This is a genomic window from Paenibacillus sp. RU5M, assembly GCF_900221055.1.
Classification (GTDB): domain Bacteria; phylum Bacillota; class Bacilli; order Paenibacillales; family Paenibacillaceae; genus Paenibacillus; species Paenibacillus marchantiae.
Genome location: NZ_OBQM01000006.1, coordinates 43,717 through 57,892, shown reverse-complemented (window position 1 = coordinate 57,892; position 14,176 = coordinate 43,717). Strand labels below are relative to the sequence as shown.

General features: G+C 47.2%; 13 protein-coding genes. 7 read left to right on the top strand and 6 right to left on the bottom strand.

Features of this window, described 5'->3' with window-relative positions:
* Positions 1-17: 17 nt before the first annotated feature.
* Both CRO25_RS18290 and CRO25_RS18285 read left to right on the top strand, forming a co-directional pair.
* Positions 18-494 (top strand): hypothetical protein, encoded by a 477-nt coding sequence (locus CRO25_RS18290; RefSeq protein WP_079695961.1) that lies wholly within the window; start codon positions 18-20, stop codon positions 492-494.
* Positions 495-540: 46 nt separating this feature from the next.
* On the top strand, positions 541-1,248 hold the full coding sequence (locus tag CRO25_RS18285) for a M50 family metallopeptidase (RefSeq protein ID WP_064638081.1): 708 nt from the start codon (positions 541-543) through the stop codon (positions 1,246-1,248).
* Positions 1,249-1,308: 60 nt separating this feature from the next.
* Here CRO25_RS18285 and CRO25_RS18280 read toward each other — a convergent pair whose 3' ends face one another.
* The 5 genes from CRO25_RS18280 to CRO25_RS18260 all read right to left on the bottom strand — a co-directional run bounded on the left by CRO25_RS18280 (position 1,309) and on the right by CRO25_RS18260 (position 5,371).
* Positions 1,309-1,680: a DUF4363 family protein gene (locus CRO25_RS18280; protein ID WP_063563885.1), complete on the bottom strand. Its 372-nt coding sequence runs from the start codon at positions 1,678-1,680 to the stop codon at positions 1,309-1,311.
* A gap of 23 nt (positions 1,681-1,703) precedes the next feature.
* Positions 1,704-2,432 carry a DUF421 domain-containing protein gene (locus CRO25_RS18275; RefSeq protein WP_079695960.1) on the bottom strand — a complete coding sequence of 243 codons (729 nt, stop codon included), beginning with the start codon at positions 2,430-2,432 and terminating at the stop codon, positions 1,704-1,706.
* Positions 2,433-2,664: 232 nt separating this feature from the next.
* Positions 2,665-3,528: an SDR family oxidoreductase gene (locus CRO25_RS18270; protein WP_079695959.1), complete on the bottom strand. Its 864-nt coding sequence runs from the start codon at positions 3,526-3,528 to the stop codon at positions 2,665-2,667.
* Positions 3,525-4,592 carry a mannonate dehydratase gene (gene uxuA / locus CRO25_RS18265; RefSeq protein ID WP_063563883.1) on the bottom strand — a complete coding sequence of 356 codons (1,068 nt, stop codon included), beginning with the start codon at positions 4,590-4,592 and terminating at the stop codon, positions 3,525-3,527. The genes CRO25_RS18270 and uxuA overlap by 4 nt, the downstream gene beginning before the upstream one ends.
* 47 nt (positions 4,593-4,639) lie before the next feature.
* Positions 4,640-5,371 (bottom strand): GntR family transcriptional regulator, encoded by a 732-nt coding sequence (locus tag CRO25_RS18260; protein ID WP_079695958.1) that lies wholly within the window; start codon positions 5,369-5,371, stop codon positions 4,640-4,642.
* Between the two features lie 198 nt (positions 5,372-5,569).
* On the opposite strand from CRO25_RS18260, the gene CRO25_RS18255 reads away from it, so the two are divergent.
* Positions 5,570-5,872, top strand: a complete 303-nt coding sequence (locus tag CRO25_RS18255) for a helix-turn-helix transcriptional regulator (protein WP_063563882.1) — start codon at positions 5,570-5,572, stop codon at positions 5,870-5,872.
* Positions 5,873-5,970: 98 nt separating this feature from the next.
* A complete protein-coding gene (locus CRO25_RS18250; protein WP_079696157.1) occupies positions 5,971-7,362 on the top strand; it encodes an aldehyde dehydrogenase in 1,392 nt (463 codons plus the stop codon).
* A 65-nt stretch (positions 7,363-7,427) separates the two neighbouring features.
* On the opposite strand, the gene CRO25_RS18245 is transcribed toward CRO25_RS18250, so the two are convergent.
* Positions 7,428-8,339, bottom strand: coding sequence for an AraC family transcriptional regulator (locus CRO25_RS18245; protein WP_079695957.1), 912 nt, complete (start codon positions 8,337-8,339; stop codon positions 7,428-7,430).
* 176 nt (positions 8,340-8,515) lie between these two features.
* Here CRO25_RS18245 and CRO25_RS18240 point away from each other — a divergent pair, with 176 nt between their 5' ends.
* The 3 genes from CRO25_RS18240 to CRO25_RS18230 all read left to right on the top strand — a co-directional run bounded on the left by CRO25_RS18240 (position 8,516) and on the right by CRO25_RS18230 (position 14,038).
* Entirely contained in the window at positions 8,516-10,741 is a 2,226-nt protein-coding gene (locus CRO25_RS18240) for a glycoside hydrolase family 52 protein (RefSeq protein WP_079695956.1), read from the top strand.
* On the top strand, positions 10,738-12,888 hold the full coding sequence (locus tag CRO25_RS18235; protein WP_079695955.1) for an alpha-glucuronidase family glycosyl hydrolase: 2,151 nt from the start codon (positions 10,738-10,740) through the stop codon (positions 12,886-12,888). The genes CRO25_RS18240 and CRO25_RS18235 overlap by 4 nt, the downstream gene beginning before the upstream one ends.
* 82 nt (positions 12,889-12,970) lie before the next feature.
* A complete protein-coding gene (locus tag CRO25_RS18230; protein ID WP_079695954.1) occupies positions 12,971-14,038 on the top strand; it encodes an NAD(P)-dependent alcohol dehydrogenase in 1,068 nt (355 codons plus the stop codon).
* The last annotated feature ends 138 nt before the right edge of the window (positions 14,039-14,176 follow it).

The window sequence follows — 14,176 nt, the reverse complement described above, 5'->3', positions numbered from 1 at the left end:
ACGGGAGGAAACGCCTTATGGATTCAGATGAAGAACAGGAAGTACTATTAAGCCAGCAGCCTGCCCATCTATGGAGAAGACGCAAGCTGGAGTTAATGCAGTGGACGGAACGCGAGAAGCAGACCGTGGCAGCGAAGAGAACGGAGATTTGGAACGATGTCGAAGTGGATGCTGAGTTAGTTAATGCCTTGACTTTGCTTCACAGAGCGGGCGTACGTACCGAGTTTTCTTGTGCTGGTGTGAGCCCGCTCGATGAGCCGATAGATCATTCCCTTTATGCCTATGTTACACTTATACAAAATGAGGCAGCCGATCGATTTGTGACTTATGCGCTGTCGCAGATGCGCAATAGATTGCTTGCCACACTGGAGACAGGAACGGGTCGATATGATCTGTCTTCTTTTTTCATAGGTCATAACCGGAGTTTCTGCTGGTGGATGCAATATTGCGCCGCACATTTCATGGATCGAAACGATTATAATGTAGCCACGTAGTATAGTGATAGGTATTTTTACTCGGAAGCAAGGAGGTAGGACCTGATTGAATAAATGGCTCAAAACCATACTGTTTCTGGTGGGTTCAGCGCTACTGACCCGCTTTATCCCATTTTCTTCATTGTTCCGTAACCTGGATACGATGATACACGAATTTGGCCATGCACTGGTAACGCTGTTGTTATCCGGCAAAGTATTGCGCATTGAGTTATACGCTGATCACAGTGGCGTTACATATTCATCCATGCTGACACCAGGCAGATCTATATTGGTTTCCTTGGCGGGCTATGTCACGGCATCTCTCTTTGCCTGGCTGTTATTCTATCTTTACCGGAAAGGACGGCACATGTGGGGGCTCGGCATTATGACGGGTGTAGCTCTTGTGTCGCTTCTCTTCTACGTAAGGGGAGAATTCGGCATGCTCTGGCTTACAGGCTTCAGTGCGCTGAATGTTGTGATTATGATCTTTGGTGCCAAAATCGCGAAATTCTATTATTTGTTACTGGCTTTCCTCACACTGGAAGAGTCCGTAGTTAGTGCCATGTATGTTGGGCTAATGTCCTGGACACAGCCTTCCCGGGCAGGGGATGCAGCCAATCTGGCTCAGCAGACATTTCTCCCGGCACTGTTCTGGGGAACGTTATTTGCACTGTTTGCACTGTGGTGTGCGAAGGGAGCACTGACGCTCTTTTTCCGAAAAGAAAGCACAGTCCGCACGTCAAAATCCCGTGGATTACGCGGGCGTAATGTTTAGAAAACAGAGAAGGCACTTCCTTTTTTATTAAAGGAGAGTGCCTTTTTGCGTGTCTTCGTGTCAATCTCCAAGATTGTCCCATAACACATAAAAGTAATAAATTTCTTCCATGATCGCCTTATCATCCTCTGCGGCAATACCGCCCTTCATCCTTGCAAGGGTACCCAGAATATCGTAAATCGTCTCACGCTCCACACTGAACTGTATGCGATTGACGATCTTGTCCCAGGCTTTCATCGCGTAATCGATTTGGGACTTGGCTTCAGTCCATTTTTTGCCCTCAACCTGTTTCTGCAATGTTTGTACAGATTCAAGCAAGCGATCATCAGCACCAAAGGGCTTTTTGAGAAGGGCTCCGCTTGCCATTATCGCAACGAACACAAGAATGAGGCAGATCGGAAGCACATACAGCAACCAGAAACGCGATTTCATTCAATCGCCTCCTTCATGTAAATTTAGAAAGGCCCCTCATAATCGCCCATATCGATTTTTTCGGTGATCTTATCTTTAAATAGATCAATATACAATTTATCGTTAGGCAATATGGCGGCAAAAGCAATATCCTGTATCGTCACTTTTTGCTTTTTAAGCTGCTCGCTGAGCCAGTTCGTATCTTTGTTTCGTTCCTCCAGATTTTGCTTAATCAGCACGCCATCAATGATAATCTCGGTCATCAGCTTGCTCTTGGCAGGATGCATATGCATGTCCTTCGCGGTTACCGGTTGATTCTCTGGTTTCAACACAACAGAGAGACTGCCGTCCGGTTCAAGAATGGCATAATCCAGCGTAGTGATGTCAAATACATCCTTTTGCCGCAGCATCATGGTCAATTCGTCAAATTTCACACGCATTTTACTCAGGTTTTGTTCGAGAATTTTACCATTCTGGATGATCAGTGTGGGGTCAGAGTCCATCAGTTTGGAGATGGTACGATTTTTCAGCGTAATATACTGAAAAATAATCGTGATAATGGTGAAAATGGTCAAGGCCACAAAATGAATCCACGCCTTGGAAGATAGATCGGTCGCAAATGTACCTGCGATGGAACCGATCGTAATACCGTTAATGTAATCAAAATACGTCAAGTTGCCCATTTGTTGTTTGCCTAGCACCCGGGTATAGATGATCAGGGTCAGAAAGGCGATAATCGATCGCACAGCAACAACCCATGTTTCTTCCATCATGTATGTATCACCTTCCTTCGCTTCATCTTACAGATTGAAAATGTGAATGCTTGAAGCCATTCTTTAATTCCACCCAGCATATTTGTGGGCTATAACAAGCTTTTCCTAGGCTGGATAATCTTATTCTTGAACGCAAAAAACCGAAACCTGGCTAAGTGCTCCAGGCTTCGGTTAATCATTCGTTACATATCTTTAATTCGGTCAATCCATGGAATAGTAAATAGAATAGAGGTCATACACCCGAGTAAGCCATAAACCCACCATCTACAGGAATAACCGTACCTGTAACAAAACCGGACTGACGTTCATCTGCCAGCCACATCAGCGTGCCTAGAAGATCTTCCGGTTTGCCGAAGCGACGCATTGGCGTGTGCGCAATGATTTTACTTGAACGTTCGGTCGGCGAGCCATCCGGCTTAAGCAGCAGATTACGGTTTTGTTCAGTCAGGAAGAATCCTGGTGCAATGGCGTTTACTCGGATTCCCGATTCGGCCAGATGTACCGCAAGCCATTGCGTGAAATTGTTAATCGCCGCTTTGGCTGCACTGTATGCAGGAACTTTGGTCATGGGCGAAGGGGCACTCATGGACGAAATATTAATGACGGTAGTTGGAACATCACGTTCAATCATTTGTCTTGCGAAGATTTGGGTAGGGATGAGGGACCCAACAAAGTTCAGATCCATCACCTGACGGAATCCCTCGACACTTACATCAAAAAAAGTAGTGATATCCGGCTGCTCCAAATCTTCCTGTCTGAAAATTTCATTCGTGGTATTGGCGCTGGCATGGTTGCCACCCGCTCCGTTAATAAGGATATCGCAAGGTCCAAGCTTCTCCTGAACAACAGCTGCTGCCGCTATTACACTATCGGTCTGGGTCACATCACAAGCTACAGCGATCGCTTTTCCACCCGCAGACTCAATTGCTGCAACAACTTCTTCCCCTTTGGATACGGTACGGTTCAGAATGGCTACACTTGCGCCATGTCGCGCGAGCTCTTCAGCCATAGAACGACATAGAACACCTGCCCCGCCAGTAATTACAGCTGTTCTGCCTTCCAGACGAGTTGATCTTTCTTTGGTATATTCACTCATGCTTTTGACCTCCTTTGCAGGGAGTCCCAAACGCCCCACAGATACATAATTCCCAGAGCCCGATCATAGAGTCCATATCCCGGTCTACATTGTTCTCCCCAGAGATGACGTCCATGATCCGGTCGTGCATAACCTTCAAATCCAATATCGTGATAGGCTTCCACAACACCGGCAATATCGACATTTCCATCCTGACTGCGGTGGGATGTCTCGATAAAGTCTCCATTATCATAGATTTTTACATTACGGATATGAGCAAAAGGAATACGGTCCTTGAACTCGTGGATCATACCGATAATATCATTGTTTGGATTAGCTCCAAGAGAGCCACTGCACAACGTTACACTATTGTAAGGGCTATCATACAAGTTCAGATATCTGCGAACATTGTCTTGACTCGTAATAATTTTCGGCAGACCAAAGATCGGCCAAGGCGGATCATCCGGATGAATGGCCATTCGAATACCTAACCGTTCAGCAGTAGGAATGATCTCCTGCAGGAAATAACGAGCGTGTTCCCACATATCTTCCTCTGTTACATCCTTATAGGCTTCGAACAGACCTGTTAAATACTGCAATCGTTCCGGTTCCCAGCCGGGCATCGTCAATGCGGAATTTTCGGTAATGCGTCGAACCAATTCCAGCGGTTCAATATCGGCGATTTTGCTATTCTCGTAGAAGAGGGCGGTAGAGCCATCTTCCATCTCCTTATGCAAATCGGTACGCAGCCAATCAAAGATCGGCATGAAGTTGTAGCAGATCACTTTAACGCCTACCTGGGCGAGTTTTTCCATCGTTTTTTTGTAATTCTCAATATATTGATCTCGTGTAGGCAGACCGAGCTTGATGTCTTCATGAATGTTAACACTCTCAACGACATCCAGATGTAACCCGGCCTGATCTGCAGCAGCTTTGACTGCCAGAATTTTGTCCATGGGCCATTCCTCACCTGCCGGAACATCATGCAGCGCCCATACAATGCCTTCGACTCCGGGAATCTGCCGGATGTGGTCAAGTGTTACGGTATCATTGCCTTCTCCAAACCAGCGAAAAACCATTCTCATCACATTCACCTCATCAAGATTAGTTTAAAGAACAGGTAGATCCATCATCATTGAAAATAGGAAGGGTATGTATCCCGCAGGACAGCCAGATCCGTAACGGTCAAATGCAGATGTTCCTGCATAATGTGCTCCGCCGTTTGGGCATTGTGCTGTTGTATCGCCTGAACCATGGATCGATGCTGTTCGAGCAAATGATCCCAATGATGATCCGAAGACAGACGGAGCATTCGACTCCGGTTCAGATGCACGTTCATATGCTGGATCACGGACCAGGTGTTTTTTTTGTTACAGCCTGCAAAGAGAGTACTATGGAATTCCTCATCCAATCCGAACATTCGTTCATCATCCGGTTCAAGTATGCATTCCTGCTGCTGCGCAAGGTTCTGCTCCAATATTTTCATGTGTTCATCTGGAAATTGGACACACGCGAGCCGTATGACGGCACGCTCAAGCTGCTCACGCATGAAACGTGCTTCCTCCACGAGATCAACCTGAATCAGAGATACATAGGTACCTCGCTGCGGATAGACTTCCAGCAGACCTTCCTGCGCTAATCGGACAAAGCTTTCTCGAACAGGGGTCCGACTTACATTGAACTCAAGCGAGATCTCTTTCTCCGAGATGGCAGTACCGGGAGGCAGCTTCAAACTCAGAATCAACTGCTTCAACGTCGTATAGACCGCCTCACGAGAAGAGAATGCCTGTTTGTTCAGAGAAGACGGGTTAATTAAGGATGATAATAATTCGGCTTTGGACGAAGACCTAGGGGGATATTCCATAATCTCAACTCCTTCAAGAACATACTACCATACTTGTATGGTAGTATGGAAGCGCTTTATATGAGTTAGTCTAAAATTTATCGCACAAGGCTTGCTGTTAGCGGGATGCTGGAGTAAACTATAGTCATTAGGTTCAAATGTTTAAACCAACAGACGTGACAATTGTGATATCTGTAGACATATAATAGAGGTGAAACCATGGGACAAAAAGCGATATCTATTTTTCAAACCTGCATCCCCTTATTCCAGGTACTTAGCGACAATCATCGTCAGGCAATTTTACTTGCTCTTAGTGAGAAGGGCAGCATGACAGTGAATGAAATTACAGAGCAGTTCAGCCTATCCCGGCCTGCTATATCTCATCATCTCAAGTTATTGCTTGAAAAAGGGCTCATCTCCGTAGAACAGAAGGGCACACAGCGATATTATTCCGCTTCATTAAGGTCTTCAGTGGAATTATTGAAGGAACTGGTTGGGGCGTTGGAAGAAGAGTGCTTATAAGCAAGAGTTATTAACATGCCTAGGCATGTGGACTATATGTTCGTATGTTTAAACGAATAATCATTAACTCGGAAAAGGAGTTGTATTATATGAGTGTCATGCAGGAATTAAGCGAACATGAAGTCGAAGAAATTTTACAGCAGCAACGGCAGTTTTTTCGCTCAGGGGCTTCTCGTTCGGCCGAGTCTCGCATTACACATTTAACCCGGTTGAAACAGGCGATTCAGAAGTATGAGTCCCGTCTTACTGAGGCGCTCTATCAGGATTTGGGCAAGAGTGAGTTCGAATCGTATACTACAGAGATTGGATTCATGCTGGATAGTATCACGCACACCATTCGGCAAGTGAAGAAATGGGTCAAGCCGGTCAAAGTCAAAACCCAATTCGCGCTGATCGGGTCGAAAAGTTATATCATTCCTGAGCCTTATGGTGCGGTATTGATTATTGGACCTTTTAACTATCCATTCCAGCTGTTAATTGAACCCCTGGTTGGTGCGTTGGCAGCAGGCAATACGGCAGTCCTCAAAGCATCAGAGAACACACCAGCCGTCTCAGCTGTTATTCGCGAGATGATTAGCTCGGTATTCGAACCAGCATACGTTCACGTGGTCGAAGGAGCCAAAGACACAACTACGGCGCTTATTAATGCGCCTTTTGACTATATCTTTTTTACAGGAAGTGTACCCGTTGGCAAAATTGTCATGGAGGCCGCTGCCAAAAATCTCGTTCCAGTGACGCTGGAGCTTGGCGGTAAAAGTCCAGTCATCGTGGATAAGCATGCAGATATCAAAGTGGCTGCACAGCGTATTATATGGGGAAAGCTGCTCAATACGGGTCAGACCTGCATCGCTCCGGATTATCTGCTTGTGCATGAACAGGTGAAAGATTCGTTGATCTCCGAAATGAAAGCAGCAGTGGAAATGTTCTTTGGCACAGATATTCAGCATAATCGAGATTATGGGCGAATCGTCAACAAGGCGCATTTCAAACGTCTCACTACCCTTATTGAACGCGATCAAGCCCTCGTCATCTATGGTGGTCAATCCGATGAGGAAGACCGCTTTATTGAACCGACATTTATTGATGCTGAATCGTGGGAAGCGGCAACGATGGAAGACGAAATTTTTGGTCCGATTCTGCCGATTATCAGTTATTCCCATATTGATGAGGCGATTGCAGGAATTGAGAAGCGGCCGAAACCGCTGGCGCTATATCTCTTTACATCAGATACACAACTACAAGATAAAGTGATGCGCGAGGTTTCTTTTGGGGGAGGATGCATTAACGATACGATTACCCATGTAGCCAACCCACGTCTGCCTTTTGGAGGGGTAGGACATTCCGGTCTTGGTTCATATCACGGGCGTTATAGCCTGGAGACCTTCTCTCATATGAAAAGTGTGCTCAAAAAGAGCACCAGATTGAACTTGTCGATTTTATATCCGCCATACGATAACAAGCTGAAGACGATTAAACGTCTTTTGAAATAAAAGAACCGGCGTTTAATCATATACAACGTAGAGGCCATACTGGAATGATCTTCAATGGATGAAGCTCATTCCGGAACAGGCTGTTCCTGTCTGTAGCGTGTGGGTGAAATCCCTGACCAGCGCTTGAATTGACGACTGAAATGGGCAATATCCTTGTAACCTAGCATGGCAGCGATGTTCTGAACCGACAACTTAGGGTTGCCCAGCAGAACTTTGGCTTCATGCAGAACCATTTCAGATAAATATACACGCGGAGACTGACCATATACCTGCCGAAATACACGGTTACAATGTGAGGAACTGATGCCCAGCTCTGCTGCAATATCATCAATGCCATAATGGCTGTCGGACTCACGTCCCTGCTTGAATTGCTGACTCACCAGTCCTTGCAGCCGATTACGAATTTGATGGGCCAGTTCGATCTTTTCATATCCGTCCGTAAACATTTGAGCTGCTTCCTGAGAGACAGCCTCCCACAAATGGCCGAACAACTCAAATACCGCCGATTGCAACTGCATGCGCTGCACCATCGTACTCGCCGCCCGGTTATCTGCAGAAGACATTAATTTGCGAAGTACAGGCTCGATCTGGCGGGTAACCGGACTATCTGCATCGAACAAAACCTGCTTGATTCGTGCAAGCAAAGAGAGAAATAACTGATCATCGATATCAAAATGCATGCAAAAATACGTAAACCCCTTGCCGTTATGGCTCAGGCTGGAATGAATGCTTCCTGGAGGAATCAGGAGCAATTCGCCAGCCTTTTGAATATACAGTTTGCCGTTCACGGTCATATATTGTTCGCCTTCTGTTACATAATTCAGCTCATATTGTGGATGTTCGTGAGCTGGATAATCCCAATCCGCGCCGACACTTCGCAAATGTATAGCGAACAAATTCACCGTTGTTTGTACATCTGGGTAAAACACCTCATGCATACTCTCTCCCAGAGCGGGAGGCAAATAGGTGGAAGACATGGAAGACCCCCTTAATAAAAATAGAAACAGATGTAACCGCTTTATTTATATTATAGTCTATTAGCTTGATTTGGGTAAATATCCGATTGATTTGACCATGGTCTACGGTGGAATGCCCATGGTAGGATGGGGCTAATGAAAACGTATGCAAACCATTTTGAGAGGGGTCATCGTTCATGAGCACATCCAAGTCCATCTTTTATAATGCCCATCACTCACCGATCGGGGCTTTTGCCAGCTTTACGCTTGGATACAAAGGAGCCAAAGGCGGACTAGGCCTGGAGCTTGGCAAGCCAGCAGATCAGAATATATATATCGGTTTACAATCTCGCGACAGTGAGAACTACGAAGCTTTACCATTTTTCGAAGCCGTTGAAGATGCAAGCGTTCGATATGATGTAGAGAAAGTGGACAATTCGGATTCAGATCAGGTGTCTTCGGCCTCGACAGAAAATGGATTGAGCACACCAGCGGCAGCACAGGGAACACGCCCGCTAATTTCAGCGTTCCGCGATGAAGAGATTACGCGCGAGTTTACTTCGGGAACAGATACGTGGACGGCGGGTGATCTGACTTTCCGTATTTACTCACCTGTGCGTCCTGTACCCGAACCGCTGAGTGGCGATCGTGAAGCAATAATGGATGCGCTTGTGCCTGCGGTGCTGGTGGAGATAACAATTGATAACACGCAAGGACGCCAGTCGCGTAAAGCATATTTTGGCTACCAGGGAAATGATCCTTACTCAGCCATGCGTATCATCGGAGGACCTGAGGGTGGGGCATTAACCGGGGTTGGACAAGGTCGCCTAACTGCCATTTTATCTGCGGATGAGGGTCTATGGCCTGCTCGAGGATTTACATTGGAGAAGATATTGCAGGAGAAACATCGTGAGAATCTGGCCTTCGGTCTAGGTGAAACAGCTGCGTTGTTGATGGACGTTCCCGCCGGAGAGAAGCGTACGTACCAATTTGCCGTCTGTTTTTATCGCGGCGGGATCGTTACTTCGGGTATGGACACGACCTATTGGTATACACGTTATTTTGCAGATATCCAGGAAGCCGGGAAATATGCGCTTAACCGTTTCAACGAGCTGACTGCTTCCTGTAAGGAAATTGAGCAACGTCTCGGAGTAGCTGCTTTGAGTGAAGATCAGTCATTTATGCTTGCCCATTCCATTCACAGCTATTATGCAAGTACACAACTGCTGGATGCGGATGGAGAGCCGTTCTGGATCGTAAATGAAGGCGAATACCGGATGATGAACACACTCGATCTGACCGCAGATCAGTTGTATTTTGAACTTGCCTTAAACCCTTGGACCGTGCGTAACGAGTTAGAGTGGTTTGTGAAACACTACAGTTATACAGATCAAGTGCGGTTCCCGGGCGAAGAGAAAGAATATCCGGGCGGCATTACTTTCACGCATGATATCGGCGTAGCCAATGTATTCTCACGTCCAGGGCACTCGGCGTATGAGCTCGTGGGCATTGATGACTGCTTCTCGCAAATGAGCCACGAGGAACTGGTCAACTGGCTCTGCTGTGCAACTGTATATATTGAACAGACGCAGGATCGGGAATTTGTTAAGGAGATGCTGCCCGTCATTCGGGATTGCTTCGAAAGCATGTTAAACCGGGATCATCCGGATGAACACCAACGCAATGGTCTAATGGGGCTGGATAGCAGTCGTACCAAGGGCGGAGCCGAGATTACCACTTACGACAGCCTGGATGTGTCACTTGGACAATCCCGCAACAACATCTATCTGGCAGGAAAATGCTGGGCCGTCTATGTTGCACTGGAGAAGCTGTTCGCTGCAGAGAAGCTGGCTGAACTGTCTCATCATGCAGGACGTCAGGCGGATCGCTGTGCAGCCAGTATAGCAGCCCAGTTAACCGACGGTGGCTACATTCCGGCAGTGATCGCCGAAAATAATGATTCCCGCATCATTCCAGCCATTGAAGGCTTGGTGTTCCCATACTTCACCGGCTGTGAAGGCGCGCTGGATGTAAATGGCCGTTTCGGGTCTTACCTGCAAGCGCTTCGGACCCATTTTAAAACAGTTCTTGTCCCTGGTACTTGTCTGTTTGAAGATGGAGGCTGGAAGCTATCCTCTACGAGCAATAACTCATGGCTCAGCAAAATATATCTATCCCAATTCATCGCACGAGAACTGCTGGGCGTGGAATGGGATAAAACAGGCAAGGCTTCTGACGCAGCTCATGTAAACTGGCTGCTGCATCCAGAGGAATCCTACTGGTGCTGGAGTGACCAGATCCTGGCAGGTGTGGCGGTCGGAAGCAAGTATTACCCGCGCGGAGTAACATCAATTCTATGGTTGCTCGAAGGCAAAGGTAATCGTCTGGAACAGATCTATGCCAGCAAGGAGGCTGTACAATGAGCAACACAAACGTTCAATCCAATATCTCCGGCCCGCAATACGATGCGTGGCTTGGATATCTTCAAAGTCAATCCGCAGTGAAAGGGGCCGCCAAAAAGACAGCCCCCGTCTGGAGCCATACCGTGACTGTGGCGGAAGATCAGGAAATCATATCAACAGCAATAGCAGAACTGACTCAGGGACTGGATAAGCTGTTTGGAATCAAACCGAAAGTTAATCAGGAAACTGCCAGTCAAGTGAGTGAGTCGGATTCAGTTCACCAGGAGGCAAAAGGGATCTGGCTTGGCACATGGACGGGCTCAGAAGCCGTGGCTCAGTCCTTCAGCGACACGGAACGCTCTACCGTGCAGGGAGAAGGTTATATTATCCGCGAAGATAAAGAGCAGGGTAGGCTGTTTATTGGTTCTGAAACCCCTCAAGGTGTTCTATATGGTACTTTTCATTTGTTGAGAGAACTTGTTCTGGAGCAAGAAAACTCAAACGAAGTGCATCCTGCTGAGGTAAGATTAAGCTACATTTCAGAGCAGCCTGTTAATGCATTACGCATGATCAATCAGTGGGATAATGTGGACGGAAGCATTGAGCGTGGTTATGCTGGAAAATCCATTTTCTATGACAATGGAGAATTCACTCGTGACCTCGGGCGTATTCGAGATTATGCCAGATTGCTCGCTTCTACAGGCCTTAACGCCATTTCAATCAATAACGTCAACGTTCATCAGCGTGAGAGCCTGTTCCTGACGGAACGTTTCCTGGGTGATGTTGCGAAGGTTGCTGCCCAATTCAGAGCATACGGCATCCGATTGTTCTTGAGCGCCAACTACGCTAGTCCAATAGAGATTGGTGGATTGCTTACGGCAGATCCGCTGGATGAACAGGTCCGTGAATGGTGGAACATTCAGACAGCCAAGGTGTATGCGGCAATCCCGGATTTTGGCGGCTATCTGATCAAAGCGGATTCGGAAAATCGGCCAGGACCCTTCACATATAACCGTGATCATGCCGATGGAGCGAACATGCTGGCCGAGGCACTTCGCCCGTTTAGTGGACTGGTAATATGGCGCTGCTTCGTCTATAACTGTAAACAAGACTGGCGTGACCGCTCCACGGATCGTGCACGGGCGGCATATGACCACTTCAAACCACTGGATGGCCGATTTGCGGATAACGTCATTTTACAGATCAAGAATGGGCCAATGGACTTTCAGGTTCGCGAGGCCGTATCTCCACTGTTCGGAGCAATGGAGAACACAAATCAGGTATTGGAGTTCCAGATTACGCAAGAGTATACGGGTCAGCAGCGGCATCTGTGTTATCTGATTCCACAGTGGAAAGAAGTATTGGATTTTGATACGTTCGCCAAGGGGCCGGGTTCTGAAATCAAACGCATTACTGACGGTTCTCTGTACAACAGGCCCTACAGCGGCTTTGCCGCAGTATCCAATATCGGTGCAGATGCTTGCTGGACAGGACATCCGCTCGCTCAGGCGAATCTATATGGATATGGAAGACTTGCTTGGAATCCAGAGCTGTCATCGGAAGAGATTGCGGAGGAGTGGGTCAGACTTACATTCGGACATGACGAAGAGGTCGTTCGTCTAATCTCTGGCATGCTTTTGAATTCACTCCATATCTATGAAAGTTATACGGCACCGCTCGGTGTAGGCTGGATGGTTAATCCGGAGCACCATTATGGGCCTAATGTGGATGGCTATGAATATTCCAAGTGGGGCACGTATCATTTTGCCGATTGTGATGGCATTGGTGTGGACCGGACAATGAGCAGTGGAACAGGATACACTTCCCAATACCACCGCGAAAATGCCGAAAGATATGAATCCGTAGACTCCTGTCCGGACGAGCTGCTATTATTTTTCCACCATGTCCCGTATACGCATGTTCTGAATTCTGGCAAAACGGTCATTCAGCACATTTATGATACACATTTTGATGGAGCAGAGCAGGCGAAAGCATTAGCACAGACCTGGAGACAGCTGGAAGGCAAGATTGATCCAAATGTATTTGATAAGGTGTCTGCGTTACAGGCAGGGCAGGCGGAGCACGCCAAGGAATGGCGAGATATGATCAATACGTACTTCTATCGCAAAAGTGGTATTGCAGATAAACAAGGAAGAACGATATATTAATCTGGATACGAGAGTATATAAAACAGTCGGATCTTCTTCGGAGGAAAGAACAACGTTGGCATACACGAGAAGGAGGGAACATATGGGACATCATCAATTACCCGAAACTATGAAGGCTGCTGTCATGACAGAGCCGGGGCACATCATCATTGAAGAACAGGCTGTACCACAGCCGGCTGAAGACGAAGTGCTCATTCAGGTGATGGCCGTTGGCGTCTGCGGATCGGATGTGCATTATTTTGAACATGGTAGAATTGGCCGATTTGTAGTTGAGAAACCGATTATACTTGGACATGAATGTGCAGGTATCGTAGCGGCTGTAGGCTCAAAAGTATCACGGCTGAAAGAAGGAGATCGGGTAGCTATTGAGCCTGGGGTAACCTGCGGACGATGCACGGCATGCAAAGAAGGTCGTTATAATCTGTGTCCCGATGTGCAATTTCTGGCGACGCCTCCGGTGGATGGGGCATTTGTACAGTACATGACCATTCGTGAAGATATGGTTTTCCCGATCCCGGATCATCTGTCTTTTGAAGAGGCAGCCATGAATGAACCTTTCTCGGTTGGCATTCATGCTGCAAGACGCAGTAAACTGGCTCCGGGCACTACACTTGCCATTATGGGCATGGGGCCTGTTGGATTGATGGCCGTTGCAGCTGCCAAATCGTTTGGCGTAGAACGCATCATCGTCACCGATCTGGAGGAAGTGCGGTTAGAGGCTGCTCGTCGTATGGGCGCAACCCATACCATTAATGTACGGAACGAGGATGCACAGGCGGTGATCCGTGAGTTAACGAACGGCGTCGGTGTAGATACGGCTTGGGAAACTGCGGGGAATCCGAAGGCGCTTCAGTCGGCATTATATTCGCTCCGGCGAGGAGGCAAGCTTGCTATTGTAGGACTGCCTGCACAGGACGAAATTGCCTTGAATGTTCCTTTTATCGCGGACAACGAGGTGGATATATACGGAATCTTCCGTTACGCCAATACGTATCCGGCGGGAATTGAATTTCTGAGTTCAGGCCAGCATGATGTAATGTCCCTGATTACTGACCGTTATTCGCTTGAGGAGACGCAGCAGGCCATGGAACGGGCATTGCACAACAAAAGTGGCAGTCTGAAAGTAATGGTGTATCCGAACGGCAAATGAATCTAGTTCAAAGGAGCCCTGATATTTAGGGCTTCTTTTTTTGTATTTTTCTCCATAAAAGGATTAAACAAGCTTCCATAACGTGGTATAATGCTTGAAGATTTTAATATATAAAATGATACACACCAAATGGGTTAA

Bases quoted from the DNA above. Each gene is read 5' to 3' on its own strand.
- CRO25_RS18290 (WP_079695961.1), top strand. From the start codon at position 18: ATGGATTCAGATGAAGAACAGGAAGTACTATTAAGCCAGCAGCCTGCC.
- CRO25_RS18280 (WP_063563885.1), bottom strand. From the start codon at position 1,680: ATGAAATCGCGTTTCTGGTTGCTGTATGTGCTTCCGATCTGCCTCATT.
- CRO25_RS18275 (WP_079695960.1), bottom strand. From the start codon at position 2,432: ATGATGGAAGAAACATGGGTTGTTGCTGTGCGATCGATTATCGCCTTT.
- CRO25_RS18270 (WP_079695959.1), bottom strand. From the start codon at position 3,528: ATGAGTGAATATACCAAAGAAAGATCAACTCGTCTGGAAGGCAGAACA.
- uxuA (WP_063563883.1), bottom strand. From the start codon at position 4,592: ATGAGAATGGTTTTTCGCTGGTTTGGAGAAGGCAATGATACCGTAACA.
- CRO25_RS18260 (WP_079695958.1), bottom strand. From the start codon at position 5,371: ATGGAATATCCCCCTAGGTCTTCGTCCAAAGCCGAATTATTATCATCC.
- CRO25_RS18255 (WP_063563882.1), top strand. From the start codon at position 5,570: ATGGGACAAAAAGCGATATCTATTTTTCAAACCTGCATCCCCTTATTC.
- CRO25_RS18250 (WP_079696157.1), top strand. From the start codon at position 5,971: ATGCAGGAATTAAGCGAACATGAAGTCGAAGAAATTTTACAGCAGCAA.
- CRO25_RS18245 (WP_079695957.1), bottom strand. From the start codon at position 8,339: ATGTCTTCCACCTATTTGCCTCCCGCTCTGGGAGAGAGTATGCATGAG.
- CRO25_RS18240 (WP_079695956.1), top strand. From the start codon at position 8,516: ATGAGCACATCCAAGTCCATCTTTTATAATGCCCATCACTCACCGATC.
- CRO25_RS18235 (WP_079695955.1), top strand. From the start codon at position 10,738: ATGAGCAACACAAACGTTCAATCCAATATCTCCGGCCCGCAATACGAT.
- CRO25_RS18230 (WP_079695954.1), top strand. From the start codon at position 12,971: ATGGGACATCATCAATTACCCGAAACTATGAAGGCTGCTGTCATGACA.